Origin of the sequence: Novosphingobium cyanobacteriorum (assembly GCF_029436685.1) — a bacterium.
In the GTDB taxonomy this organism is placed as follows: domain Bacteria; phylum Pseudomonadota; class Alphaproteobacteria; order Sphingomonadales; family Sphingomonadaceae; genus Novosphingobium; species Novosphingobium cyanobacteriorum.
Map to the genome: position 1 here is coordinate 63,744 of NZ_JAROCY010000014.1, position 24,232 is coordinate 87,975.

The 24,232-nt window shown below is 65.8% G+C and carries 23 protein-coding genes and 1 tRNA gene; 20 read left to right on the top strand and 4 right to left on the bottom strand.

Annotated features, from left to right (window positions below):
- Positions 1-11 precede the first annotated feature (11 nt).
- The 4 genes from kdpC to POM99_RS14870 all read left to right on the top strand — a co-directional run bounded on the left by kdpC (position 12) and on the right by POM99_RS14870 (position 4,120).
- The gene (kdpC, locus tag POM99_RS14855; RefSeq protein WP_277279193.1) at positions 12-608 is read left to right on the top strand and encodes a potassium-transporting ATPase subunit KdpC; all 597 of its coding nucleotides are present in this window, start codon (positions 12-14) and stop codon (positions 606-608) included.
- Entirely contained in the window at positions 602-3,262 is a 2,661-nt protein-coding gene (locus POM99_RS14860) for a DUF4118 domain-containing protein (protein ID WP_438823019.1), read from the top strand. The genes kdpC and POM99_RS14860 overlap by 7 nt, the downstream gene beginning before the upstream one ends.
- Positions 3,259-3,942 (top strand): response regulator, encoded by a 684-nt coding sequence (locus tag POM99_RS14865; RefSeq protein WP_277279197.1) that lies wholly within the window; start codon positions 3,259-3,261, stop codon positions 3,940-3,942. The genes POM99_RS14860 and POM99_RS14865 overlap by 4 nt, the downstream gene beginning before the upstream one ends.
- Before the next feature lie 102 nt (positions 3,943-4,044).
- Positions 4,045-4,120 (top strand) — tRNA-Val (locus POM99_RS14870).
- 144 nt (positions 4,121-4,264) lie between these two features.
- On the opposite strand, the gene POM99_RS14875 is transcribed toward POM99_RS14870, so the two are convergent.
- On the bottom strand, positions 4,265-5,485 hold the full coding sequence (locus tag POM99_RS14875; RefSeq protein WP_277279199.1) for an MFS transporter: 1,221 nt from the start codon (positions 5,483-5,485) through the stop codon (positions 4,265-4,267).
- 167 nt (positions 5,486-5,652) lie between these two features.
- Here POM99_RS14875 and POM99_RS14880 point away from each other — a divergent pair, with 167 nt between their 5' ends.
- Complete coding sequence (locus POM99_RS14880; RefSeq protein WP_277279202.1) at positions 5,653-6,432, top strand: cyclase family protein; 780 nt, start codon at positions 5,653-5,655, stop codon at positions 6,430-6,432.
- 11 nt (positions 6,433-6,443) lie between these two features.
- On the opposite strand, the gene POM99_RS14885 is transcribed toward POM99_RS14880, so the two are convergent.
- Positions 6,444-7,013, bottom strand: a complete 570-nt coding sequence (locus POM99_RS14885) for a TlpA family protein disulfide reductase (protein ID WP_277279204.1) — start codon at positions 7,011-7,013, stop codon at positions 6,444-6,446.
- A 55-nt stretch (positions 7,014-7,068) separates the two neighbouring features.
- On the opposite strand from POM99_RS14885, the gene argH reads away from it, so the two are divergent.
- From argH to POM99_RS14960, 15 genes are all read left to right on the top strand, one after another.
- Complete coding sequence (gene argH, locus POM99_RS14890) at positions 7,069-8,445, top strand: argininosuccinate lyase (protein ID WP_277279343.1); 1,377 nt, start codon at positions 7,069-7,071, stop codon at positions 8,443-8,445.
- A gap of 7 nt (positions 8,446-8,452) precedes the next feature.
- Positions 8,453-8,707, top strand: a complete 255-nt coding sequence (locus POM99_RS14895) for a hypothetical protein (RefSeq protein WP_277279206.1) — start codon at positions 8,453-8,455, stop codon at positions 8,705-8,707.
- A gap of 20 nt (positions 8,708-8,727) precedes the next feature.
- The gene (gene lysA, locus POM99_RS14900) at positions 8,728-9,987 is read left to right on the top strand and encodes a diaminopimelate decarboxylase (protein ID WP_277279208.1); all 1,260 of its coding nucleotides are present in this window, start codon (positions 8,728-8,730) and stop codon (positions 9,985-9,987) included.
- A gap of 1 nt (position 9,988) precedes the next feature.
- The gene (locus POM99_RS14905) at positions 9,989-10,768 is read left to right on the top strand and encodes a precorrin-2 dehydrogenase/sirohydrochlorin ferrochelatase family protein (protein ID WP_277279210.1); all 780 of its coding nucleotides are present in this window, start codon (positions 9,989-9,991) and stop codon (positions 10,766-10,768) included.
- Positions 10,769-10,878: 110 nt separating this feature from the next.
- Positions 10,879-12,468, top strand: a complete 1,590-nt coding sequence (locus tag POM99_RS14910) for an FAD-binding oxidoreductase (protein WP_277279212.1) — start codon at positions 10,879-10,881, stop codon at positions 12,466-12,468.
- A complete protein-coding gene (locus tag POM99_RS14915; protein ID WP_277279214.1) occupies positions 12,465-12,884 on the top strand; it encodes a c-type cytochrome in 420 nt (139 codons plus the stop codon). The genes POM99_RS14910 and POM99_RS14915 overlap by 4 nt, the downstream gene beginning before the upstream one ends.
- Positions 12,884-13,234, top strand: coding sequence for a hypothetical protein (locus POM99_RS14920; protein ID WP_277279216.1), 351 nt, complete (start codon positions 12,884-12,886; stop codon positions 13,232-13,234). Before POM99_RS14915 ends, POM99_RS14920 begins: the two co-directional genes overlap by 1 nt.
- A gap of 158 nt (positions 13,235-13,392) precedes the next feature.
- A complete protein-coding gene (locus POM99_RS14925) occupies positions 13,393-14,958 on the top strand; it encodes an AMP-binding protein (RefSeq protein WP_277279218.1) in 1,566 nt (521 codons plus the stop codon).
- A 43-nt stretch (positions 14,959-15,001) separates the two neighbouring features.
- Positions 15,002-17,119 carry a PQQ-dependent dehydrogenase, methanol/ethanol family gene (locus POM99_RS14930; protein ID WP_313792140.1) on the top strand — a complete coding sequence of 706 codons (2,118 nt, stop codon included), beginning with the start codon at positions 15,002-15,004 and terminating at the stop codon, positions 17,117-17,119.
- A 45-nt stretch (positions 17,120-17,164) separates the two neighbouring features.
- The gene (locus tag POM99_RS14935) at positions 17,165-18,589 is read left to right on the top strand and encodes an aldehyde dehydrogenase family protein (protein WP_277279222.1); all 1,425 of its coding nucleotides are present in this window, start codon (positions 17,165-17,167) and stop codon (positions 18,587-18,589) included.
- A 79-nt stretch (positions 18,590-18,668) separates the two neighbouring features.
- Positions 18,669-19,541 carry an amidohydrolase family protein gene (locus tag POM99_RS14940; protein WP_277279224.1) on the top strand — a complete coding sequence of 291 codons (873 nt, stop codon included), beginning with the start codon at positions 18,669-18,671 and terminating at the stop codon, positions 19,539-19,541.
- A gap of 4 nt (positions 19,542-19,545) precedes the next feature.
- On the top strand, positions 19,546-20,010 hold the full coding sequence (locus POM99_RS14945; RefSeq protein ID WP_277279226.1) for a protein tyrosine phosphatase family protein: 465 nt from the start codon (positions 19,546-19,548) through the stop codon (positions 20,008-20,010).
- Positions 20,007-20,756: an SDR family NAD(P)-dependent oxidoreductase gene (locus POM99_RS14950; protein ID WP_277279228.1), complete on the top strand. Its 750-nt coding sequence runs from the start codon at positions 20,007-20,009 to the stop codon at positions 20,754-20,756. The genes POM99_RS14945 and POM99_RS14950 overlap by 4 nt, the downstream gene beginning before the upstream one ends.
- 4 nt (positions 20,757-20,760) lie before the next feature.
- Positions 20,761-21,501: an alpha/beta fold hydrolase gene (locus POM99_RS14955; protein WP_277279230.1), complete on the top strand. Its 741-nt coding sequence runs from the start codon at positions 20,761-20,763 to the stop codon at positions 21,499-21,501.
- A gap of 24 nt (positions 21,502-21,525) precedes the next feature.
- Positions 21,526-22,428 carry a TauD/TfdA dioxygenase family protein gene (locus POM99_RS14960; protein WP_277279232.1) on the top strand — a complete coding sequence of 301 codons (903 nt, stop codon included), beginning with the start codon at positions 21,526-21,528 and terminating at the stop codon, positions 22,426-22,428.
- Between the two features lie 469 nt (positions 22,429-22,897).
- On the opposite strand, the gene POM99_RS14965 is transcribed toward POM99_RS14960, so the two are convergent.
- Both POM99_RS14965 and purU read right to left on the bottom strand, forming a co-directional pair.
- On the bottom strand, positions 22,898-23,311 hold the full coding sequence (locus tag POM99_RS14965) for a VOC family protein (protein ID WP_277279234.1): 414 nt from the start codon (positions 23,309-23,311) through the stop codon (positions 22,898-22,900).
- Positions 23,312-23,355: 44 nt separating this feature from the next.
- A complete protein-coding gene (gene purU / locus POM99_RS14970) occupies positions 23,356-24,210 on the bottom strand; it encodes a formyltetrahydrofolate deformylase (RefSeq protein ID WP_277279236.1) in 855 nt (284 codons plus the stop codon).
- Positions 24,211-24,232 lie beyond the last annotated feature (22 nt).

A 24,232-nucleotide genomic window follows, 5' to 3' on the forward strand; every position in this document is an offset into this window, starting at 1 on the left:
AGGACATTCCGATGCTCAAGGAATTCGCGTCCAGCCTGCGTCCGGCCCTGGTCATGACAGGCCTGTTCGCCCTGTTGCTCGGCCTTGCCTATCCTGCCGCGATCACCGCCGTGGCGCAGGTGGCCTTTCCGGCGCAGGCCAATGGCAGCCTGCTCGCCGTCAATGGCAAGGTCGTCGGCTCCCGCCTGATCGGCCAGGGTTTTGCCTCCCCGCGCTATTTCCACGGCCGCCCCTCCGCGGCCGGCAGCGGCTACGATGCTTCGGCTTCGTCCGGCTCCAACCTCGGCCCTGCTTCGCAGGCGCTGCAATCCCGCGTGCGCGATGCGTTGAAGGCCATGCCCACTTCACCGGGAGCCACCGTTCCACCTGACCTGGTGACAACCTCCGCCTCGGGGCTGGACCCCCATATCAGCCCCGAGGCGGCCTTTTACCAGATCCCGGTCGTTGCGGCCAATCGGCACCTGCACCAGGCCACCGTGCGAACACTTGTCGAAGCGCATGTCGAACAGCCCCTTTTCGGTGTCCTTGGTGAACCTCGGGTCAATGTCCTGCAGCTCAACCTTGCGCTGGACGCGATGACGGCTTCGGGCGCACACAGGCCATCGTGAACGCTGCCCGACCCGATCCCGATGCCCTGCTGCGCGCGGCGACCCGCGCCGGGCAGGGGCGGCTGAAGGTCTTCCTCGGCGCGGCGCCGGGTGTCGGCAAGACTTACGAGATGCTCGGTGATGCCGCGGCGCAGCGCCTCACCGGCGTCGACGTGGTTGTCGGCGTGGTCGAGACCCATGGCCGCGCGGATACCGAGGCACAACTTCAGGGGTTCGAGGTCATCCCCCGCGCGGTGGTTCCGCACCGTGGCCAGTCGCTGGCCGAGATGGACATAGACGCGATCCTCCACCGCCGCCCTGCGCTCGTGCTGGTCGATGAACTGGCCCACACCAATGCGCCCGGCAGCCGCCACGACAAGCGCTGGCAGGATGTCGAGGAACTGCTCACCGCCGGGATCGACGTCTGGACAACGCTCAACATCCAGCATGTCGAAAGCCTCAACGATCTTGTCGCATCCTTCACCAGGGTGCGCGTGCGCGAGACCGTCCCGGACCGGGTTCTCGACAATGCCGAGATCGAGGTCGTCGATCTTCCGCCAGACGAACTGATCGCCCGCCTGAAGGCCGGCAAGGTCTATGTCCCGCAGGAAGCGGCTCGCGCACTCGGCCATTTCTTCTCGAAGTCCAACCTCTCCGCCTTGCGCGAACTCGCGCTGCGGCGGGCGGCGCAGACGGTCGATGCCCAGATGCTGGAAGACCTGCGGGCTTCGGCAACAGTCGGAGCCTGGGCCGTCGGCGAAAGGTTGCTGGTGGCCGTGGGCGCGAACCCTGCCGCTCCCGAAGTGGTCCGTGCGGGCAAGCGGCTGGCCGATGCCCTGCGTGCGCCCTGGACGGCCGTCCATGTTGAAACCGCGCGAGAGCGCAATGCGGCGTCAGCGGCGCAGTTGGCGGACGCGATGCATCTTGCGGTCCAGCTCGGCGGGCAGGTGCTCTCTCTGTCCGGCTCCAGCGTTGTTGAAGGTCTGGCCGACGCAGTCGCCGATACCCGCGCCACCATGCTGGTTGTGGGCAAGCCGCAGCCCCGGCGCTGGCCGTGGCAGCAACGGCTCCATATCCAGCCATTGGCCCGCCGCCTGCCGGGCCTGTCCCTCCATGTGGTCCAGACGGTCGCCCCCGCCCCCGGCGGGAAATGCGCCCTGCCAAAGGTGCCGGCGATGCCCACAGGCCTCGTGCCGGGGCTCGCCGCGACTGCACTCGTCACCATCGTCGGGCGGGCGATTGCGGTCGCCGGCAACAACATCACCAATGTCGCCCTGCTTTACCTGCTGCCCGTGCTGCTCGTCGCAACGCGCTATGGGCTACTCACCGGCGTGGTCACCGGTCTCGTGGCCACGCTTGCCTACAACTTCTATTTCATCCCGCCGACCGGCACCTTCACCATTGCCGACCCTCAGAATTTCATCACCGTCGGCGTTCTCCTGCTGGTTGCAGTCGTCGCCAGCCAGCTCACCGCCCGCCTGCGCGCGCAGGCGCTGCTCGCTGCCCGCAATGCCCGACAAAGCGCGGCCCTCGCCGGATTCGCGCGCCGCCTGAACGGTATCAGCGAGCCGGACGAGCTGGCACGGGCGCTCTGTGGTGAAGCTGCAAGGCTGCTCGATGCGCGCACGGTGCTGCTGCTGCCCGGGGTTGAGGGGCTTGCCGTGCGCACCGGCGAACCTGCCGACTGCCATCTTGAACTGCTGGACCACGCTGCCGCGCGATGGAGCTTCGATAATGGCCAGCCGGCCGGCCGCGGCTCCAGCACCCTGACCGCGTCCGAATGGCTGTTCACCCCTCTTGCCGCCAGCAACCGCGCCTTGGGCGTGTTCGGGGTCGCTCGCCCAGACGCCACCTTGCCTGTCCGGCCCGATCAGCTTCCGCTGCTCGGCAGCCTGGTCGATCAGTCTGCGCTCGCCCTGCAGCGCATACAGCTGGAGAGCGAGGCCGCCGGCATCCGCACGCTGGAAGAGCGCGATCGCCTGCGCGCAGCACTCCTCTCGTCGGTCAGCCACGATCTGCGCACGCCGCTCACGGCGGTGCTGGGGTTCCTCCGCGCGTTGACCCCGCTGGACGAAGAACAGCGGGAAATCCTTGGTCTGGCGCGCGCTGAAGGCGAACGGTTGCAGCGCTTCGTTTCCAATCTGCTCGACATGGTGCGGGTGGAAGCCGGCGCCATCGCGCTCGCCATCGAGCCGGTGGACCTGGCAGAGGCCGTTGCCAGCGCAGTCCAGGATCTGCGCGGCGCGATCGCGGATCGGGCTGTGCAGATCGATATCGCCGCCGACCTTCCGCTCGTCATGGTCGATCCCCGCCTTTTCCATCACTGCCTGATCAACCTGATCGAAAACGCGGTGCGCCACGGCGGCATGAACGGACCGATCATCATTGCGGCCATCATTGCGGCTGGGCGCAGGAACAGGGAACTCGAACTCACGGTCCTCGATTCCGGGCCCGGTCTGCCGGCCGGGATGGAGTCGCTCGTGTTCGAAACCTTCACGCGGCTGGAAGGCTCGGACAGGAAGGGAGGCACCGGGCTGGGACTGGCCATAGTCCGGGGTTTCTGCACAGCCATGGGACTTGAAGTGGTGGCCTCTAACCGGCCCGACGCAACCGGCGCCTGCTTTACGATCCGCTTTCCGGAAAGCCACCTCAGGACTGTGAGCGAGGACGCATGACCATTCCCATCAAGGCACTCGTGGTCGATGATGAAGCGGCCATCCGCAGGCTGCTGCGCGGCAGCCTTGGCCATGCCGGATACCACGTTGTCGAGGCGGAAAACGCGCGTGCCGCTCTGGCGGCCCTCGCGATCGACAAGCCCGATGTCGTCCTGCTCGATCTCGGCCTGCCCGATCGCGATGGCCTGGAACTCGTACCCTTGATCAAGGCGACCGACGCCGCGCTGCTGGTCGTATCCGCGCGTGATTCTACCGAGGAAAAGGTCGCCGCGCTCGATCTTGGCGCTGATGACTATGTGACGAAGCCTTTCGACACGCATGAAGTTCATGCCCGCATCCGCGCCGCCCTGCGCGCCCGGCGCCGCAGCGAAGGAACCGAGACCATCGTGTCGTTCGCGCAGGTCCGGGTCGATCTCGGCGCTCGCCGCGTTACCCGCGATGGGGAGGAAGTTCACCTGACGCCCAAGGAATACGGCTTCCTGGCCGAACTGTGCCGCCACCCCGGCCGTGTCGTCTCGCACGCACAGCTGCTGCGCGCGGTGTGGGGGGCAGGGCACGAAAGCGATGTGGAATACCTGCGCGTCGCCGCCCGCGGTGTTCGCCGCAAGCTTGAGGATGTCGATGTCGAAAACAGCGCGATCCGCAACGAGCCGGGGGTGGGCTACCGCCTGATGGCTTAGGCAACAGGCGCATTTCAATGCTTCATGCCGCCGCACAACTCTGCGCGCTACCCCCTTGACCAACCGCAGGAAACCAAGCAATAGCCCGCCCTCCACGCAGGCGGGCGGTTAGCTCAGTTGGTAGAGCATCTCGTTTACACCGAGAGGGTCGGCGGTTCGAGCCCGTCACCGCCCACCATCGCCGCGTGGCGATCTTCCCCGATCCAGCAAAGCGAACGCTCGTGACGAGCCGCGCCATCGCGGTGGCCGGGCTGGAGCTCTCGGTCAGTCCGGACGGTTGACGCCCGGGCGGTAGAGGTCCGCCCGGGATGCAGTTCCGGCTTCAGGCCGCAGCCGGCTGCGGCTGGGTGCGGCTGGCGATCAGGAGACCGGCGACCGCCGCCGCCAGGGCGATCATGCCGGTGACCAGGAATGCGCCCTGCATGCTGCCCGCGCCGGTTGCGATTCGGCCAACGATCTGGGGCGAAATCGCCTGGCCAAGGAAGAACGCGCTGCTCCAGATGCCCATGCCGCGGCCGCGATGCGCGAAGCCGAACTTGGTCTGCGCCCAGGCGATCAGCGCGGGCACGGCCATGCCTGCGCCGGTCTGCTGGAAGGCGAGGCCCACCTGCATCGCAAAGACCGAGTGGGCGAGACCGATCCCGGCCAGCCCAATACCGAGGAAGCCCAGCATCGCAGCAAGCTGAGCCGCGTTTCCAAAGCGTGACATCAGGCGGAAGACAAAGGCGCCGAAACAGACGAACAGCGCCGGGATGGCGGTTGCCTTGGTCACGGCCATGGGATCGTTCACGCCGATTTCTGCCCAGGCGATCGAGCCGTTCACGATGAACACGTAATAGAGGATCGAGGCGAAAAGCGTGAGCGAGGCCACCATCAGCGCTTCCTTGAGCGGGAAGGCGCTCGAGGCCGCTGGACCGGCGCTCGCATTTCCGGCTTCGGGCTTCGCGGCTTCTGGCTTTTGCGGTTCGAACATGAAGAAGAACATGGCGATGAAGATCGGGAACGCGACAAGATAGACCAGGAAGCCACCGTTCCATCGCACCGCGGCAACCGCTGCGACAAGGAAGAACACCGCCGGCTGCAGGAAGGGGCCGACGATGCCCTGCAGCATCAGCCAGTTCCGGCGGCCCTTGTCATCCCAGTAGTCGCCGATCAGGGTGTTGATGATGGTGAGGATACCGGCCTCGCACACGCCCAGCAGGATGCGCGAGGCGATGATGTGGTCCAGGTCATCCATCAGGAACGGCGCTGCGCCGACGATGCCATAGAAGAACGTGCAGGCGAGCAGAAGGCGACGGCGGCCGAACTTGTCGGCGATCAGGCCCGCGAAGGGCGAGAGCAGGGCGATGGCATAGCCCGGCGCGGTAACCATCTGTGGCACCTTGATTGCCGCATCGGGATCGTCCTTGAAATGGCCGATGATCGCGGCGACCACCGGGAACATCGCGATGATGGCGAAGACCGGGAGGAAAGCGGCGACGACCATGGTGAAGCCCTGCGGCTTCAGCGTGAGGTCCCGGTAAAACTGACGGACGGCGTTCATGGCATCTCCCGCACGGGCGGCGCGTTGCCGCCTCTCTGCTGCATGTCCACCCGCCATACTAAAATGGAATGTGTATTACAAATACATCTTGAAGCCGATGTCCGGGGGGTGGAAATGGAGCGTTCATTCGGATATGCTTGCCGCCAACCACAACCCCGAGGATGCGCATGGCTCGCCGTTTCGTCGATATATCGATCACGCTCTGCAACGACGTGGTGAGTGATCCGCCGTTCCTGCGGCCCGAGATCACCTATCAGCAGCACGCCGAAACGCTGCCGGAGCTGGGCCACTTCTTTCCGGGCGTGACCGCCGAGCAGACGCCCGATGGCGCGGGCTTTGCAGCGGCGGAATGGGTGAAGCTGACCACGCACAACGGCACGCACCTGGATGCGCCCTGGCACTTCCATCCCACGCAGGATGGCGGCAAGCCTGCGCTGACGATCGACCAGATCCCGCTGGAATGGTGCTTCCAGCCCGGTGTGAAGCTGGATTTCCGGCATTTCCCCGATGGCTATGTGGTGACGGCGCAGGACGTTGAGGACGAGCTGAAGCGGATCGGCCACGATCTGCAGCCGCTCGATATCGTGCTGGTGAACACCGCGGCCGGCAAGGCGCTGGGCGATCCCGACTATGTCAGCCGCGGGTGCGGCATGGGCTATGAGGCGACGATGTACCTCACCAGCCGCGGCGTGCGGGTGACCGGCACTGACGCGTGGAGCTGGGACGCGCCCTTCGTCCACACCGCGAAGAAGGTGGCCGAGACGGGCGACACCTCGCTGATCTGGGAAGGGCACAAGGCCGGGCGTGACATCGGGTACTGCCACCTCGAAAAGCTGCACAACCTGGAAGTGCTGCCGGGCAATGGCTTCACCGTCAGCTGCTTCCCGGCGAAGATCGAGGGTGCTTCGGCCGGCTGGACGCGCGCGGTGGCGATCTTCGAGGACTGAGGTTGGGGGGATCACCCCCCCAGCGTATCGGCCAGCATCGCCTCGGTGCGGGAATTGGCCCAGTCATGCGCGCCGACCATGCGCCACACTTCCTTGCCGTCTTTGTCATAGAGCACAGTGGTGGGCAGCACGCCGGTCTTGTAGTGGTCGGACAGCTGCATGTCCGGGTCCAGCCACGGCTTGAGGTGGCGGAACTGCTGGTCGGCGAAGAACCTGGCGACCTTCTCCTGGTCCTGATCCTGCGCCACGGTCACCACCGCCAGCTTGTCGTTGTGCTTTTCGGCCAGCGAATCGAGCATCGGCATTTCCAGCACGCATGGCCCGCACCACGTGGCCCACAGGTTCACCAGCACCGGCTTGCCCTTCAGCTCCGCGCTGGAGATGCGGCGGCCGGCGGGATCGGTGAAGCCGAAATCGGGCATGGCGGCGCCACGGCTGGCGATATCGAGCGTCCCGTTGAACTGTTTGTCGGTCTCTGCAGAGGCCCCTTGCGCTGCGGATGAGGCGGAAGCGTCGCTCTGCGGTTGCGCAGGCCCGGGGCTTTGCCTATCGCACCCCGCGGCCAGAAGGGCCACGGGCATCAGCAGCAAGGCGGGCGAGCGCAGGGACATGAGCGGCAATTCGGGCTCCAACCAGATGTGGGGCGGGCGGTTCGCAGCCGGCCCCTCGGCAATCATGCGCGAGATAAACGCCTCGATTCCGTTCGACAAGGCGCTGTGGCGGCAGGACATCACCGCGTCAAAGGCCCATGTGGGCATGCTGGGCGCGCAGGGCATCGTTTCCGCCGATGACGCGCAGCTGATCGCCGAAGGGCTGGACAAGGTCGCTGCGGAGTATGAAGCGAACGGGGTTCCGGAGAACTGGGACCTTGAAGACATCCACATGACCACCGAAAGCCGGTTGGCCGAGCTGATCGGCGCGGCGGCGGGAAGGCTGCACACCGCGCGCAGCCGCAACGACCAGGTGGCGACCGATTTCCGCCTGTGGGTGCGCGATGCGATGGATCAGGCAGAGCTGGGGCTGAAGCAGCTGCAGGTGGCGCTGGTCAGCCGCGCGGGCGAACATGCCGAGAGCATCATGCCCGGCTTCACCCATCTGCAGACCGCGCAGCCGGTCACGCTGGGGCATCACCTGATGGCCTATTACGAGATGATCGGGCGCGACCGGTCGCGCTTTGCCGATGCGCGCGCGCGGATGAACCGCTGCCCGCTGGGCTCGGCGGCGCTGGCGGGCACGGGCTTTCCCATCGATCGCTTCCGCACCGCTGAGGCGCTGGGCTTCGACGCGCCGACCGACAACAGCCTCGATTCGGTCTCTGACCGGGACTTCGCGCTCGATTACCTGATGGCGGCGGCGCAGTGTTCGCTGCACCTGTCGCGTCTGGCGGAAGAGTTCATCATCTGGGCCAGCCAGCCCTTCGGCTTCGTCACCCTGCCCGACAGCCTTTCGACCGGCAGCTCGATCATGCCGCAGAAGAAGAACCCTGATGCGGCCGAGCTGGTGCGCGGCCATTCGGGGCGGATCGTGGGTTGCCTCACCGCGCTGATGATCACGATGAAGGGGCTGCCGCTGGCCTATTCCAAGGACATGCAGGACGACAAGCCGCCGGTGTTCGAGGCGGCAAGTCTGCTGGCCCTGTCGATCGCCGCGATGACCGGCATGGTGGCCGAGGCGGCGTTCCGCACCCAGCGCATGCGCGGCGCGGCGGAACTGGGCTATGCCACCGCAACCGACCTTGCCGACTGGCTGGTGCGGCAGGCGAACATCCCGTTCCGTGAGGCGCACCACATCACCGGCAGCGCGGTGAAGCTGGCGGAAAGCCGGGGCGTGGCGCTGGACCAGCTGCCGCTGGAGGACCTGAAGGCGATCGACGCGCGTATCGATGAGCGCGTGTTCGCCGCGCTTTCGGTGGAGGCGAGCGTGGCCGCACGCGCCAGCCATGGCGGAACCGCGCCGGTTGAGGTACGCAAGCGCGTTGCCCAGGCGCGCGTGGCGCTGGGGCTTGAGGAGTAACGCCGCGATGGCATCTGCCCGCACCACCGTCCTGCTGGTTACCGCGGCGACGCTGGCGCTGTCCGCGTGCGGCAACCGGCGCGAGCTGATGCCCGTGGCGGCGGCGGGCCTGCCGCCCGCGCCCTATGGCCGCGAGACCAAACCCACTGCGGATGACCTGCTGAAACCGCCCGTGCAGGCAAAACCGCAGCGCAGCGTGGAGCTGCGCAGCCGGTCGCAACCGAGAGAGGACGATCCGTTCGACCTCCCGCCCGAACAATAAGATTTCTTCGAGAGTTTCCGATGGACCATTTCGATTATGTGGACGGCGTGCTGCACGCCGAGGATGTGCCGCTGCCCGCGATCGCGGCCCAGGTGGGCACGCCCGTCTATGTCTATTCGCGCGCCACGCTGACCCGCCATGCGCGGGTGTTCCGCGATGCGCTGTCGATCCTGCCCAGCGTGCGCATCGCCTTTGCGGTGAAGTCGAACCCCAACCTGGCCGTGCTCAAGGTGCTGGCGGCCGAAGGCTATGGCGCGGACGTGGTTTCCGGCGGAGAGCTGGAGCGGGCGCTGGCGGCGGGGATGGACCCGGATGGCGTGGTGTTCTCCGGCGTGGGCAAGACGGCCGCGGAACTTGAGCGCGCGCTGCTGGCCGGGATCGGGCAGTTCAACCTTGAAAGCGAGGAAGAAGGGCTGGAACTGGCCGAGATCGCCGTGCGCCTTGGCAAGACCGCACGCTGCGCGCTGCGCGTGAACCCGGATGTGGACGCGGGCACGCACGGCAAGATCTCCACCGGAAAGGCAGAGAACAAGTTCGGCGTGCCGTTCGACCGTGCGGGCGCTATCTATGCGCGGCTGGCGCAGACGCCGGGCCTCTCCATGCGCGCGCTGGCGCTGCACATCGGCAGCCAGTTGAGCCGGCTGGAGCCGCTGGAAGCCGCATTCACCAAGGTCGGCGGCCTGATGCGCGATATCCGCGCGGCGGGCCATGCGGTAACGCACATGGACCTCGGCGGCGGGGTGGGCGTGCCCTACAAGGCGGGCGACGTGTTCCCGCAGCCCGACGAATACGCCGCGATGGTCCAGCGCGTGACGCGTGACTGGGACGTGACGCTGATGTTCGAACCTGGCCGCGTGATCACCGGCAACACCGGCGTGCTGGTGACCGAAGTGGTGCGCGTGAAGGAAGGCGTGGGCAGCCCGTGGGTGGTGGTTGACGCCGCGATGAACGACCTGGCCCGGCCCGCACTTTATGACGCGTGGCACGATTTTGCGGCGGTGGCACCGCGCGGGCCACGGATGACCGCCAATATCGTGGGCCCGATCTGCGAATCGAGCGATACCTTTGCCATGGCGCGCGATATCGACGCGGTTGAGCGCGGCGACCTCGCCGTGTTCCGTACGGCCGGCGCCTATGGCGCGACGATGGCCAATACCTACAACTCAAGGCCCCTGGTGCCTGAAGTGATGGTCGATGGCGCGAAGTGGGCAGTGGTGGCCGATCGCATCGACCCTGCCACGATCCTGGCCGCAGAGCGCGTGCCGGAATGGCTGGCTTGACATGACGCTGCCCAGCCTTCCGCTGTTCCATCGCCTTGCCGGGCAGCCGGTGGTGGTGCTGGGGCATGGCGAGGCGGCGGAGGCCAAGCGGCGGCTGGTGGAGCGCGCCGGGGCCCACGTGATCGACGACCTGGCCGAGGGCATCGACAAGGGCGCGCGCATCGCCTTCATCGCGCATGAGGATGAAGGCGCGGCCAATGCCGATGCGATCCGCGCCCGCTGTGCCGGGCTGCTGGTCAACGTGGTGGACCGGCCCGCGCTGTGCGATTTCACCACGCCATCGATCATCGATCGGGCACCCGTGCTGATCGCCGTGGGCACGGGCGGCGCCTCTGCCGGGATGGCCAAGGCGCTGCGCCTGCGGCTGGAACGGCTGCTGCCACAGGGGCTGGGCGCGCTGGCCGATGCGCTTTACGCCGCGCGCGCCGCGATGCGCAGCAAGTGGCCCACGGGCAGCGAGCGTCGCCGCGCGCTGGACGCCGCGCTGGAAGAGGGCGGGGCGCTTGATCCCTTTCGCGAACAGCCCGCCACTGCGGTGGAGGAATGGGTGGTCGGCGCGGGCAAGGGCGGGCAGGGCCGCCATGCCATCACCCTGCGCAGCGACGATCCCGATGACCTGACCCTGCGTGAGGCGCGGCTGCTGGGGCAGGCCGATGCGCTGGTGCTGCATGGCGCGGTGCCTGCAGCCGTCGTGGCGCGGGCGCGGGCGGATGCCGCACGGCTGCAGCCGCAGGACGCGGTGCCTGCGGGGATCGTGCTGGATATCTACCCCACCCACTGAAACCGGTTTGCCCGGCAGGATGCGGGCAGGCCAACGCCTGCCCTTGACGGCCTGCACCCGCGTGATAGAACAATAACAATTGTTAGAAAATTGAACGGGAGAGACAGCTGGTGAAACTGCACCTGCCACCCCGCGTCAGCCCTAAACAGTTCGACGCCATGCTTCAGGCCGCGGCCGGCGTGGTGGGCAAGGACTGGGTGATGGCCACCGACGCGGACCGCGACGCCTATTCGGACATCTATGCCCCCGGCAATCCCGAGGAGTGGCCGGCCAGCGCCGCCATCGCACCCGGCAGCGTTGAGGAAGTGCGCGCGATCGTGCGGCTGGCCAACCAGTACAAGACGCCGCTGTGGCCCGTGGCGCGCGGCAAGAACCTGGGCTACGGCACCGCCGCGCCGCGCCTGCCGGGTTCGATCGTGCTCGATCTCGGGCGGATGAACCGCATTCTCGAGCTTGATCCAAAACTGGCCTACTGCGTGGTGGAACCGGGGGTCGGCTTCTTTGATCTCTATGACGCGATCCAGCGCGAAAAGCTGCCCTTGTGGCTGAGCGTGCCTGGCAATGCCTGGGGCTCGGTGCTGGGCAACGCGCTTGAGCACGGTATCGGCTACACCCCCTATGGCCTGCACGCACGCAACCTGTGCGGGATCGAGGCGGTGCTGCCCGATGGAGACCTGATGCGCACCGGCATGGGCGCGATGAAGGACAACCCGGCCTGGCACCTCTTTCCGATGAGCTATGGCCCGACCTTCGACCTCGCCTTCAGCCAGTCGAACCTCGGCGTGGTGACCAAGGCGGGCGTGTGGCTGCAGCCCGCGCCGGAAAGCTCGCTGGAACTGGTGTGGGACATCCCCAACGAGGATGACATCGGCTGGGTGGTCGACACGATCGCCCCACTGAAGATCTCCGGGCTGGTGGACCAGAACGTGTTCATCCCCAGCTGGCTGGGCAAGATGGTGCTGAAGGGCCAGCGCAAGGATTTCTGGGACAAGCCATCGGCCATCCCCGAATGGCGCGTGCAGGAACTGCTGAAGGAGCACAAGCTGGGCTACTGGCAGGTCGCGCTGCGTCTTTATGGAGAGGAAGGCGTGGTCAAGGCCAAGGCCGAGGTGGTCAAGGCGGCGATGAAGCGCAACATCGATGTCGCACCGGCGGAGCACTGGTGGCACACCGGCGATTACATCCATGGCGTCGAGACGACGATGGGCATCCCTTCGGCGGTGCCGCTGCAGATGTCGGACTGGGTCGGCGGGCGCGGGGCGCACATGGGCTTTTCCCCGGTGGTGCCGGCCACGGGCAGGCACGTGCTCGACCAGAAGCAGCGCAGCCGCAGGATCATCGCCGAATTCGACGTGGATTTCTATGCCAGCTTCACCATCGGCGGGCGCTTTGCCAACAACGTCAACATGCTGATGTACGATCGCGACAATGCCGAGGAAGTGGCCAGGATGCGCCGCCTGTTCGATGCGCTGATCAAGGAGACGGCCAAGGCGGGCTATGCCGAATACCGCACGCACCTCGGCTGGATGGACCCGGTGATGGACACGTTCGATTTCAACGACAACGCACTGCGCCGCTTTGGCGAAAAGGTGAAGAACGCGCTGGACCCCAACGGGATCATCGCGCCGGGCAAGCAGGGAATCTGGCCGGCCGCCTATGCCGATGCGCGGGCCAAGGCGAACGCGGGAGGCAAGGCATGAAGCGTGTCTCGCTGATCCTTGCCGCCAGCGTGGCTGTGACTGCAACCGCCGTTCTCGCCGCGCCGCCCGGGCCGATGGGCCCGCCTCCCGGCCCGCCGCCGCCCTACCAGTTGCGCCCCGTGGAGCCCGCGGGCGATCGCACAAAGCCCGGTGGCGACGGCAGGACGCTGTTCGAGGTGCATTGCGGCTACTGCCACCTGAACGGCGGCATGGGCACCAACCTGCTGACCAAGCAGCGCCTGATGGTGGGCGAAACGCCCGACAAGGGCCTGCTCGCCAACCGTACCGACCTGACCGCGGATTACGTGAAGGCGGTGGTGCGCATGGGCAAGGGCGCGATGCCCGCGCAGACCCGCGTGGACCTGACCGATGCGGAGCTGGACGCAGTGTCTAAATACCTGGGGAAGGCGGGCTGATGCGCGTGAACCGCAGGAGCGTGCTGAAAGCGGGCGCGCTGGCCGGTGTGTCTGCCGCGACTCCGGCCCTTGCCGCGATGGGTGGCGAGGCGCTGGTGATCCATGACAGCCGCATCGCCGAATCCCGAGCCTTTGCAATGGGGCAGGGCATCGATCTGGCGCGCGGTTGGTCGCAGCTGCGCGCCCATCCCGGTGCGGCGCGGGTGGAAGGCCTGACCCGCTGGAGCGATTACGTTGCGCTGCGCGGCCTCCTCGCCGCCAGGGGACTGCGCGTGCTGCGCGAAGAAAAGGTGCCGGCGCCGCTTTCGGGCCGTGCGCACCTGTTCCGCTGGAGCATGGCCACGCGCTGAGGCAGTGCCACCAGGTGAAACCATTGGGCGCGGGAGTCCATTTCCGCGCCCTTGCACATGCGCCAAATGTTGCCCGCGTGGGCATGGCGGCTTGACCGGTGCTCTGTCACAATTAGTATGTAGTACAAACAATATTGCCAGTGGGAGCCCGGAAGACAATGCGCGCCATCGATTATTTCGACCGTGGCCACGACCGCGATCCGCAGCGCCTTGCCATCGTCGATACCGAAACCGGCCTGAAGCTGACTTTCGCGCAGACCAGGGCCCTGTCGGAACGGATCGCCGCCGCTCTGCAGAAGGGCGGGTTCCAGAACCAGGACCTGCTCGGCCTCTATGGCCCCAACGATGGCATGCTGCTGGTGGTGCTGCTGGCAATGTGGCGCGCGAACGGTAAATGGATCCCGGTCAACACCCGCAACGCGATCGACGCCAACGCCGCCTACATCAACTATGTGCGGCTGAAATGGATGGTCTACCACTCGTCCAAGGCGGACGAGGTGCAGCAGCTCAAGGACCTGTGCCCCACGCTCGAAAACTTCGTCTGCCTTGACCGGCGGATGGGCGACGATCCCAGCCTCGAGGAATTCATGGCCAACGTGAGCGGGGCCGACTTCGTCGAGCCCGAGATCGACGCCTTCGGCAACCTGATGGACATGGTCGGCATCTTCCCCACCGGCGGCACCACCGGCCCGTCGAAGGGCGCGAACGTGACCAATCTCGGCTGGGGCACGATGATCGAAACCGCGGCCGATGGCATGGGTGGGCGGACCGATGCACCCGTGGCGCTGGTTTCCGCGCCCATCACCCACGCGGCGGGCCCGATCGCGCTTTCCACGCTGAGCCTTGGCGCCACGCAGGTGATCCTGCCCGGCTTTGATGCCGAGCGCGTGCTGCGCACCATTGCGGAGCACAAGGTCACGCACATGTACCTGCCGCCCACGGCGATGTACCAGCTGCTCGCCAGCCCGGAGATTGGCAGCCACGATTATTCCAGCCTGCGCATCTTCATCCTCGTCGGCTCGCCCTGCAGCCCGGAAAAGCTGCGCCAGGCGGTGGAGATTTTCGGACCCGCCATGTGCCAGTCCTATGGCCAGGTCGAATGCCCGATGATCGTGGCGTGGTTCCCGCCCGAGGACGTGGCCAGGTTCGCCTACGAAGCGCCCGAAAAGCTCGCCGCGTGCGGCAAGCCGACTCGGTCGATCAAGGTCGCGCTGATGGACGACGACGGGAATCAGGTGCCGCTGGGCGAGGCTGGCGAGATTTGCGTGCGCGGCGCGCTCGTCACCCATTCCTACTTCGAAAAGCCCGAGGAGACCGCCGAGATCCGCAAGTTCGGCTGGCACCACACCGGTGACGTCGGCAAGTTCGACAAGGACGGTTACCTCTACATCGTCGACCGCAAGAAGGACATGGTCGTGTCCGGCGGGTTCAACGTGTTCACCGCCGAAGTCGAGGCTGCCGTAACGGAATTGGCCCAGGTGCGCGAAGCCTGCGTGTTTGGCATCCCGCATGAAAAGTGGGGCGAACAGGTCCACGCCGTGGTGGTGGCAGAAGGCATTTCGGGGCCAGAGATCATCGCTTATGCCAAGGAGCGTCTGGGCGGGGTCAAGGCGCCCAAGTCCGTTGAATTTGTGGACTCGATTCCGCGCACGGCAGCGGGCAAGATGGACAAGAAAGCGCTGCGCACCAAATACTGGGGCGACAGCCAGCGCATGGTCAACTGACCCGGGAGACACCGGGCGGCGGAGAGGGTCCAAAGGTATGCGGATGAAGCTTATTGGCATTCTGGGTGCGGCATCGGCGCTGGCGCTTGCCGTGACGGCCTGCGGTCTTGGCAACGGGGGTGCGGCCACGGGGGCGGCGCAGGCCGGGGTGACAGACGCCCTCATCCAGACCCCGCCGGACGAGGAATGGCTGAGCTATGGCCGCGATTATGGCGAGCAGCGCTTCTCTCCGCTGACGATCCTGACCGATCAGAACGTGGGCCAGCTCGGCCTCGCCTGGTTCAGCGATCTCGACACCGCCCGGGGGCAGGAAGCGACGCCGCTGGTCCACAATGGCGTGCTCTATGTCTCCACCGCCTGGTCCATGGTCAAGGCGTTCGATGCGGCCTCGGGCAAGCCACTGTGGGCCTATGATCCCAAGGTGCCGCGCGAAACCCTGGTGCGCGCCTGCTGCGATGCGGTGAACCGTGGCGTCGCGCTCTATGGTGACAAGGTCTATGTCGGCACGCTTGATGGCCGGCTCGTCGCGCTGGACCAGAAGACCGGCAAGGTCGTGTTTGAAAAGACCGTGGTCCCCAATCAGGAGGACTACACCATCACCGGCGCGCCGCGCATCGTGAAGGGCCGGGTGATCATCGGCGCCAGCGGCGCGGAGTACAAGGCGCGTGGCTATATCGCCGCCTATGACACGCAGACCGGCGCGGAAGTGTGGAAGTTCCACACCGTGCCTGGCAATCCGAAGGACGGCTTCGAAAACAAGGCGATGGAAGCCGCTGCCAAGACCTGGGGCGGGGAATGGTGGAAACTGGGCGGTGGCGGCACCGTGTGGGATTCGATCACCTATGACGTCGCCAACAACCTGATCCTTTTCGGAACGGGCAATGCCGAGCCGTGGAACCCGGCCGCTGCGGGCCGTTCGGGAGACAGCCTCTACACCTCGTCGATCGTGGCGGTGAATGCCGACACCGGCGCATACGCCTGGCACTTCCAGGAAACGCCCGAGGATCGCTGGGACTTCGACAGCGACGCCCAGATCACCCTGGCCGACATCAAGATCAACGGCCAGATGCAGCACGTGGCGATCCACGCGCCCAAGAACGGCCACGTCTATGTGCTCGACGCCAAGACCGGCAAGTTCCTGTCGGCCAAGCCGTTCGTGCCGGTGAACTGGGCCAAGTCGATCGATCCCGTCACCGGCAGGCCCGACATCAACCCCGATGCGCGCTATGAAAAGACCGGAAAGCCGTTTATCAGCCTGCCCGGCGCGGGCGGCGCGCATTCGTGGCAGCCGCAAAGCTTCAGCCCCAGAACCGGCCTGCTCTATATCCCCGCCAACATCGCCGCCTTCCCCTATATGGCGGCAAAGGACTGGCAGCCTTCGTCGATCGGTTTCCAGACCGCGCTGGATGGCTTTGCCACGGCCATGCCGGCGGACAAGGGTGCGCGTGATGGGGCGATGAAGGCCACCACCGGCGCGCTGATCGCGTGGGACGTGGCCGCCGGCAAGGAAGCATGGCGCGTTGACCAGGTTTCGCCGTGGAACGGCGGCATCCTCTCGACGGCGGGCAATCTCGTTTTCCAGGGCAATGCGCAGGGCCAGTTCCTGGCCTTCAGCGCGGACAGGGGCCAGAAGCTCTGGTCTTTCCCGGTGCAGACCGGGGTGATCGCCGCGCCCATGACCTATTCGATCAATGGCGAACAGTATGTCGCCGTGCTGGCCGGTTGGGGCGGGGTGTGGGATGTCGCCACCGGCATCCTCGCGCACAAGGGCGGGGCACAACGCAACATCAGCCGCCTGCTGGTGTTCAAACTGGGCGCCAAGGGCCAACTGCCCGCACCGCCGGCGCCGAACAAGATGGTGCTCGATCCGCCGCCGGTTTCGGGCACGCCCGAACAGATCGCCAGGGGGGGTGACCTCTATGGCCGGTACTGCAACGTCTGCCACGGCGATGCTGCGGTGGCGGGCGGGCTGAACCCTGATCTGCGTCATTCGGGCGCAATCAATTCGCCCGAAGGCATCAAGACGGTTGTGATCGATGGCGCCCTGCACGAGAACGGCATGGTCTCGTTCAAGTCGGCCCTGAAGCCGGATGATGTCGAGGCAATCCGGCTTTACCTGATCAAGCGGGCGAACGAGGACAAGGCGCTGGAAGGCCGCTGAGAAGATTGCTATATGATAGAGTAATCATAACCTGTGGAGAGTTTCATGACGCAGCTTTACCCCAATCTCATCAATGGCGAGCTGGTCACTACCGAGGCTACGCTCGATGTGATCAATCCCGCAAATGAACAGGTCATCGCGCAGGTTCCCGCCTGTGGTGCAGCCGAACTGGACCGCGCCGTGGCCGCTGCGCGCGCTGCGTTCAAGACCTGGTCCAAGACCCCGGTCGATGATCGCCGTGCCGTGATTCGCGCCATGGCCTCCGCCATCGAGGCGAACTTCGAGGAGTTCTATCGCCTGCTCACCAGCGAGCAGGGCAAGCCCCACCACCAGGCGCAGAACGAGATCGGCGCCTGCATCGGCGTGATGAACGCGCAGTCCACGCTGACCCTGGAAGAAACGATCAACGAAGACAGCGACACGCGTCTCAGCCGCACGCGCCGCGTGCCGGTGGGCGTGGTCGCGGGCATCGTGCCGTGGAACTTCCCGATCCTGATGGCGGTGCAGAAGATCGCGCCGGCGATCCTTTCGGGCTGCACCATCGTGCTCAAGCCTTCGCCGTTCACGCCGCTTACCGCGCTCAAGTTTGCCGAGCTGATCAAGGACATCGTGCCCGCGGGCGTGGTGAACATCATCACCGGCGAAGACGCGCTGGGCCCGATGATGACCTCGCACCCGGATATCGACAAGATCACCTTCACCGGCTCCACCGCCACCGGCAAGCGCATCATGGAAGGCGCGTCGAAGGACCTCAAGCGCATCACGCTGGAACTGGGCGGCAACGACGCTTCGATCGTGCTGCCCGATGCCGACGTGGAAAAGGTGGCCGAGCAGCTGTTCTGGTCGAGCTTCACCAATGCCGGCCAGATCTGCGTGGCGGCCAAGCGCGTCTACATCCATGAGGACATCTACGACGATCTGTCGAAGGCGATTGCCGAATACGCCAAGACCGTGAAGGTGGGCGATGGGTCCGAACAGGGCACCGGCGTGGGGCCGATCCAGAACAAGAAGCAGTTCGAACGCGTGTGCGAACTGATCCAGGACGCCAAGGATAACGGCTACAAGTTCCTCGTCGGCGGCGATGTCGATCCTTCGGGTTCGGGCTACTACGTGCCGATCACCATTCTTGACAATCCGCCCGAGGACGCGCGCATCGTGGCCGAGGAACAGTTCGGCCCGGTCATGCCGCTGATGAAGTTCTCGAGCGATGACGAGGTCATCGCCCGCGCCAACAACTCGGACTATGGCCTGGCCGGTGCGGTGTGGACCAAGGACACCGAGCGCGGCGTGAAGATCGCCGAGCAGCTCGAAACCGGCACGGTGTGGATCAACGAGTTCCTGCACCTTTCGCCCTTTGCGCCTTTCGGCGGGCACAAGCAGTCCGGCTTCGGCGCAGAATACGGCATCGAGGGCCTGAAGGAGTTCACCTACAGCCAGGTGATCACCGTCAAGAAGGACGCTCTGGTCTGATCCCCGCCTGATTATCGCGGCAGCCTCGCTGAATGATGGCGGGGCTGCTGCGATCCTGCACAACCGAAGGAATGAACCGGTGCCCATCGACCTGTCCAAGATCAAGGCGATCGACGTCCACGTCCATGCGGAGGTCTCGTGCCATGATCCCGAAGACCCGGTGATGGGCCAGTTCTTCGATGCGGCCAGCGCCTATTTCAAGGCCCCGCGTGAACGGCCCAAGATGCCGGAGATCGTTGAGATCTACCGCGAACAGCAGATCGCCTTCTGCATGTTCACCGTGGACTGCGAAAGCGGCATCGGCGCCAAGCGCGTGTCGAACTACGAAGTCGCCGAAATGGCGCTGAAGAATGATGACATCTGCATGGCCTTCGCCTCGATTGACCCGCACAAGGGCAAGTTCGGCGCGCGCGAGGCGCGAGACCTGATCGAGAACTATGGGGTCAAGGGCTTCAAGTTCCACCACATCATGCAGAACATCCACCCCGCGGAAAAGGTGGGGTATGCGATCTATGAGGTGATCAACGAATACAAGCTGCCCGCCATCTTCCACACCGGCCATTCGGGCATGGGCACGGGGATGAAGGGCGGCGGCGGCGTGCGGCTGAAGTATGGCCAGCCCATGCTGGTGGACGACGTGGCCGCCGATTTCCCCGACATGAAGGTGATCCTTGCCCACCCGTCATGGCCGTGGGTGGATGAAAGCCTGTCCATGGCCCTGCACAAGGACAACGTCTTCATCGATCTGTCTGGCTGGAGCCCGAAGTATTTCGCGCCGCAGATCATCCAGTATGCCAACACGCAGCTGCGCAAGAAGATGCTGTTCGGGTCGGATTTCCCGCTGATCCACCCGCAGAAGTGGATCGATGCCGCGCTGCAGGTGGGCTTCAAGGAAGAAGTCCTGCCCGGCATCATGAAGGACAACGCCGCGCGCGTGCTCGGGCTGGCCTGATTCCATGGCCAGTGATCCGGCCGATATCCGGGCGTGGCAGCGGCTCGACAGCCAGACCACCACGTCCGGCCGGATCGAGGAAAAGGACGTGGCGCGCCTTGCCGCCATCGGTGTGCGCCATGTCGTCAACCTTGCGCTGGAAACCCATCCCGAGGCGCTGGCGGAAGAGGGGGCGAAGCTAGCCGCGCATGGCATTGCCTACACCCACATCCCCGTGCCGTTTGACGCGCCGGGCGAGGACCACTTCGCAGCCTTTGCCGCAGCGGTGGAGCAGGGGCCGCATCCGGTCCACGTCCACTGCATCATGAACTGGCGCGTCTCCGCCTTCTTCTATCGCCTCAACCGTGACAGGCGCGGCATGCCCGAAGCGCAGGCTCGCGCGCTGATGGAGCGGCAGTGGTCCCCCGATGGCAAGGACCGGCCCGAGGCGGCGGTGTGGGCTGACTTCATCGCAAGGAAACCGGCGTGACCGATCTTTCCGGCAAGCACATTGTCATCACCGGCGCCTCCTCCGGCATCGGCCGCGCCACTGCCGCGATATGCCGCCAGGCCGGCGCGCGGCTCACCCTGATCGCCCGGCGTGCCGCGCTGCTTGAACAGGCTGCGCAGGATCTGGGCGGCGGCACCGCCTTTGCCGCAGCCGATGTGGCCGACAAGGCGGCGCTGCAGGCCGCGCTGGATCATGCGGTTGCCACCCATGGTGCGATCGATGGCCTGTTCCTCAACGCCGGCATCGGCGGCACGTTCGCCCCGGTTGAGCACTACCCTGACGAGGCGTTCGACGCCGTGATTACGGTCAATCTCAAGGGCGTTTTCTGGGCAATCCAGCACGTGCTGCCCGCGATGAAGGCGCGCGGCAGCGGCGCCATCCTCGTCACCGGCAGCCTCGCCAGCGAACGCGGCCTGCCGATGAACGCCGGCTATGTCGCCAGCAAGCACGCGGTGCTCGGCCTGTCGCGCGCCGTGGCGAACGAAGCGGCCGAACACGGCGTGCGCTGCAACTGCATCGTCCCCGGCCTGATCGAAACGCCGTTGCTGGAAAGCCTCCCGCCCGAAGCCGCCTCGCAGATGGCAAAGGTTGTGCCACAGGGCCGCACCGGCCAGCCCGAGGAACTGGGCAAGGTCGCCGCCTTCCTCCTGTCCGACGCGGCCAGTCACGTCACCGGGCAGAGCTGGGCCGTCGATGGCGGCATGCTCGGCACCATGCGGGTCTGATCCGATGGCCGGTTTCGTCCTCGTTCACGGGTCCTGGCATGGTGGCTGGTGCTTTGATCCGGTTGCGGAAATCCTGCGCGCGCGGGGCCACCTCGTCGATGCGCCGACGCTGCCCGGCATGGGCGGCACGGCACAGGAAATGGCGGCCGTCACGCTCGCCGGATGGGGTGATTTTGCTGCGCAGCATTGCCGCAGCATGAAGGATCGTCTGGGTGGCGGCCCGGTGGTGCTCGCCGGGCACAGCCGCGGCGGGCTGGTGGTCAGCACGGCGGCCGAACGCGATCCGGCCGCGATGGACGCGCTGGTCTATATCTGTGCGATGATGCTGCCCGATGGCCTTTCCCGCGCCGAATTCAAGCAGATGGAAGGCCCCAATCCCGCCTTCGATGCGATCATCCGCAAGGTTCACGATGGCGTGGCGACAGAGATCGATACCGCGCACGCGGGAGAGGTCTTCGCGCAGATTTCCCCGCCCGAAGCCGTCACCTCCGTGCTGCCGCGCCTGCTTGCCGAACCGCACGGGCCGCGCAGCGAAAAGATTCACGTCACGCCCGAACGCTGGGGCCGCTTGCCGCGCACCTATGTGGAATGCACGCAGGACCGCACCATTCCCATAGCCAGCCAGCGCAAGATGCAGCAGTTCTCGCCCGGCGCGCGCGTGGTCACGCTCGATGCCGATCACAGCCCCTACCTGTCGCGCCCGGTGGAACTGGCCGATGCGCTGGAGGCGGCGATCCCGGCATAGGTAAAAGGCAAGGAAGGGGGCAGGATGCGCGAAGTCAGGCTCAGCCCGCAGGGCGATTTCGACAATGCGGCGTGCAGCTATGCCCATATCGTCGCGCACCCGCTCACCGCTGCGATGGGGGCCGAGATCACCGGCGTGCGCCTCGGGCATGATCTGTCCGACGCCGCCTTTGATGAAATCCGCGATGCGCTCTGGCGGCACAAGATGGTGTTCCTGCGCGGCCAGCACCTTACGCACTCCGAACATGAAGCCTTCAGCGCCCGCTTCGGCCCCTTCGCGGTCGATGCCTATACGCAAGGCGTGGAGGGGCACCGCAATGTCCACCCGCTGATCAAGGAGGCGGACACCAAGACCAAGGCGCTGTTCGGCAGCGGCTGGCACACCGATTCCCCGTTCCTTGATGAACCGCCCTCGGTCACCATCCTGCGCGCGGTGCAGGTGCCGCCCTATGGTGGAGACACCACCTGGGCCGATACCCAGCTCGCCTGGCGGATGCTCAGCCCCACCATGCAGGCCATGCTGCGCCCGCTGAAGGTGCACATGTCGGCACAGGCGAACGTCTATACGCAGGAAAAGATCAGCGGCAAACCGATGGCCTTCGCCACCGATGACCGCCGCACATCCGCGCTCAATGGCAACTTCCACCCGCTGGTGCGCACGCACCCCTTCACCGGCTTGCCCTCGCTCTATGTCGACGAAGTCTATGCCGTCGGCATCGAAGGGATGACCGAGGCGGAAAGCCGCCCCCTGCTCGATTTTCTCACCCGCCACATCACCCAGGCCGGCTTCACCTGCCGCCTGCGCTGGGAACCGGGCATGATCGCGATGTGGGACAACCGCGCCGCGCTGCACCTCGCGCCGAACGATTACGATGGCTTCCGGCGCGAAATGTACCGCACGACCATGGCGGGCGAGCGGCCGGAATAACTACCCTCCTTCCCCATGCGCCCCGAATATCCTCCCCTGTAAGGGGAGGGGAACCACGCGAAGCGTGGTGGAGGGGTAATGGCCAGCCACGTCGGCAACCGGTAAAGCAGTTTCGCATCCCAGCGCGGTGGGATCGGTCAGCGCCGGCGAGACCTGTGCCGGATCACAGCCATCCACACCGCACTGATTGATATCGCAACGGGGGAAAGCAGTTCCAGCCACCCCGTCCGCACCGCATGGCCCGGGCTTACGCAGCAGACCCCGCTCCCATCGGGCACAGGCGGTGCCCAATCCGCTGCAAGTGGCGTGTGAAATTCCCCCTGCATGATCAGCGGAATGGCCACGGCTGCACCCACCGTCAGCAAAGTGGGCAAAGCTGCGATCCAGTAAGTCCGCCGCATTGATGACGTCCTTGCATCTTCATCATTCCCGCGAAGGCGGGAATCCCGAGTGGGCAACTGCTACGCCCTCAATCCCCGAAGAAATTCAGTTCCAGCAGCACGTTGTTGGGATCGCTCACGAAGATCTGGCGCAGGCCGATGGCCTCCACGGTGTTGACCTGGAAGGGCGTGCCGAGTGCGCCGACGCGTTCCATCAGTTCGTCATAGCCCGAGCAGTTGAGCGCGACGTGGTGGACGGCGCCGGTCAGGGCGCCGGGTTCGACATGGCGATCGAACGTTCGGGGACAGTCGACCGAGTTGATGTGGATGATCGCCTTGCCGCCGGCGTCGTACATCCACTGCGCATTCTGCGGCGTCAGGGGGGGCGGTGCGTCGCGGCGCTCAAGGTTCAGCAGCGCCTTGTAGAACTCGGCGGTTTCGTCGAGCCTGTCGGTGATCACGTTCACGTGATCGAGCCAGTTCACCTGCATCGCACTCTCCATTGCTGATTGCTCTCTCCCCGTCCGGGGAGAGAGCAAGCTGCCAATCAGCTCTTGAACACCACCGTCTTGCCCGCGCTCACCAGCGCGCGGTCTTCCAGGTGCAGGCGCACCGCTTCGGCCAGCACGCGGCGTTCGATGTCGCGGCCCTTGCGCACGAAGTCCTCAGGGCTGTCGGCGTGGGTCACCGGCTCCACGTCCTGGTGGATGATCGGCCCTTCGTCGAGGTCTGCGGTCACGTAGTGGCCGGTCGCGCCGATCATCTTCACGCCGCGCGCGTGCGCCTGGTGATAGGGCTTGGCCCCCTTGAAGCTGGGCAGAAAGGAGTGGTGGATGTTGATGCAGCGGCCCGCCAGGAAGCTGGCGAGATCGTCAGACAGGATCTGCATGTAGCGCGCCAGCACCACCAGTTCCGCGCCGGTTTCGGTCACGATGCGCTTCACCTCGGCTTCCTGCTGCGGCTTGGTGTCCTTGGTGATCGGCAGGTGGTAATAGGGAACATCGCCCATCAGCGTGATGTTCAGCGCCTCCTTAGGGTGGTTGCCCAGGATCGCCACCACGTCCATCGGCAGTTCGCCAATGCGCGTGCGATAGAGCAGGTCGCCCAGGCAGTGGTCGAACTTGCTGACCATCAGCACCACCTTGCGCTTTTGCGCGGTGTCGCGCAGCGTCCAGTCCATGGCATAGCTTTCCGCCACGGGGCTGAAGGTTTCGCGCAGCGAAACGACGTCCTTTTCACCCGGGTCCATCACCACGCGCATGAAGAAGCGGCCGCTTGCCGCATCGTCAAACTGCTGCGCTTCCAGGATGTTGGCCCCGTTTTCAAACAGGTTGCCGGTCACCCGGGCAACGATCCCCGGCTTGTCGTCACAAGAAAGCGTCAGAATCAGCGGTGCACTCATGGAACTCTCCCGTCAGCGACGC

Bases quoted from the DNA above. Each gene is read 5' to 3' on its own strand.
- kdpC (WP_277279193.1), top strand. From the start codon at position 12: ATGCTCAAGGAATTCGCGTCCAGCCTGCGTCCGGCCCTGGTCATGACA.
- POM99_RS14865 (WP_277279197.1), top strand. From the start codon at position 3,259: ATGACCATTCCCATCAAGGCACTCGTGGTCGATGATGAAGCGGCCATC.
- POM99_RS14875 (WP_277279199.1), bottom strand. From the start codon at position 5,485: ATGAACGCCGTCCGTCAGTTTTACCGGGACCTCACGCTGAAGCCGCAG.
- POM99_RS14880 (WP_277279202.1), top strand. From the start codon at position 5,653: ATGGCTCGCCGTTTCGTCGATATATCGATCACGCTCTGCAACGACGTG.
- POM99_RS14885 (WP_277279204.1), bottom strand. From the start codon at position 7,013: ATGCCCGTGGCCCTTCTGGCCGCGGGGTGCGATAGGCAAAGCCCCGGG.
- argH (WP_277279343.1), top strand. From the start codon at position 7,069: ATGTGGGGCGGGCGGTTCGCAGCCGGCCCCTCGGCAATCATGCGCGAG.
- POM99_RS14895 (WP_277279206.1), top strand. From the start codon at position 8,453: ATGGCATCTGCCCGCACCACCGTCCTGCTGGTTACCGCGGCGACGCTG.
- lysA (WP_277279208.1), top strand. From the start codon at position 8,728: ATGGACCATTTCGATTATGTGGACGGCGTGCTGCACGCCGAGGATGTG.
- POM99_RS14905 (WP_277279210.1), top strand. From the start codon at position 9,989: ATGACGCTGCCCAGCCTTCCGCTGTTCCATCGCCTTGCCGGGCAGCCG.
- POM99_RS14915 (WP_277279214.1), top strand. From the start codon at position 12,465: ATGAAGCGTGTCTCGCTGATCCTTGCCGCCAGCGTGGCTGTGACTGCA.
- POM99_RS14920 (WP_277279216.1), top strand. From the start codon at position 12,884: ATGCGCGTGAACCGCAGGAGCGTGCTGAAAGCGGGCGCGCTGGCCGGT.
- POM99_RS14925 (WP_277279218.1), top strand. From the start codon at position 13,393: ATGCGCGCCATCGATTATTTCGACCGTGGCCACGACCGCGATCCGCAG.
- POM99_RS14930 (WP_313792140.1), top strand. From the start codon at position 15,002: ATGAAGCTTATTGGCATTCTGGGTGCGGCATCGGCGCTGGCGCTTGCC.
- POM99_RS14935 (WP_277279222.1), top strand. From the start codon at position 17,165: ATGACGCAGCTTTACCCCAATCTCATCAATGGCGAGCTGGTCACTACC.
- POM99_RS14945 (WP_277279226.1), top strand. From the start codon at position 19,546: ATGGCCAGTGATCCGGCCGATATCCGGGCGTGGCAGCGGCTCGACAGC.
- POM99_RS14955 (WP_277279230.1), top strand. From the start codon at position 20,761: ATGGCCGGTTTCGTCCTCGTTCACGGGTCCTGGCATGGTGGCTGGTGC.
- POM99_RS14960 (WP_277279232.1), top strand. From the start codon at position 21,526: ATGCGCGAAGTCAGGCTCAGCCCGCAGGGCGATTTCGACAATGCGGCG.
- POM99_RS14965 (WP_277279234.1), bottom strand. From the start codon at position 23,311: ATGGAGAGTGCGATGCAGGTGAACTGGCTCGATCACGTGAACGTGATC.
- purU (WP_277279236.1), bottom strand. From the start codon at position 24,210: ATGAGTGCACCGCTGATTCTGACGCTTTCTTGTGACGACAAGCCGGGG.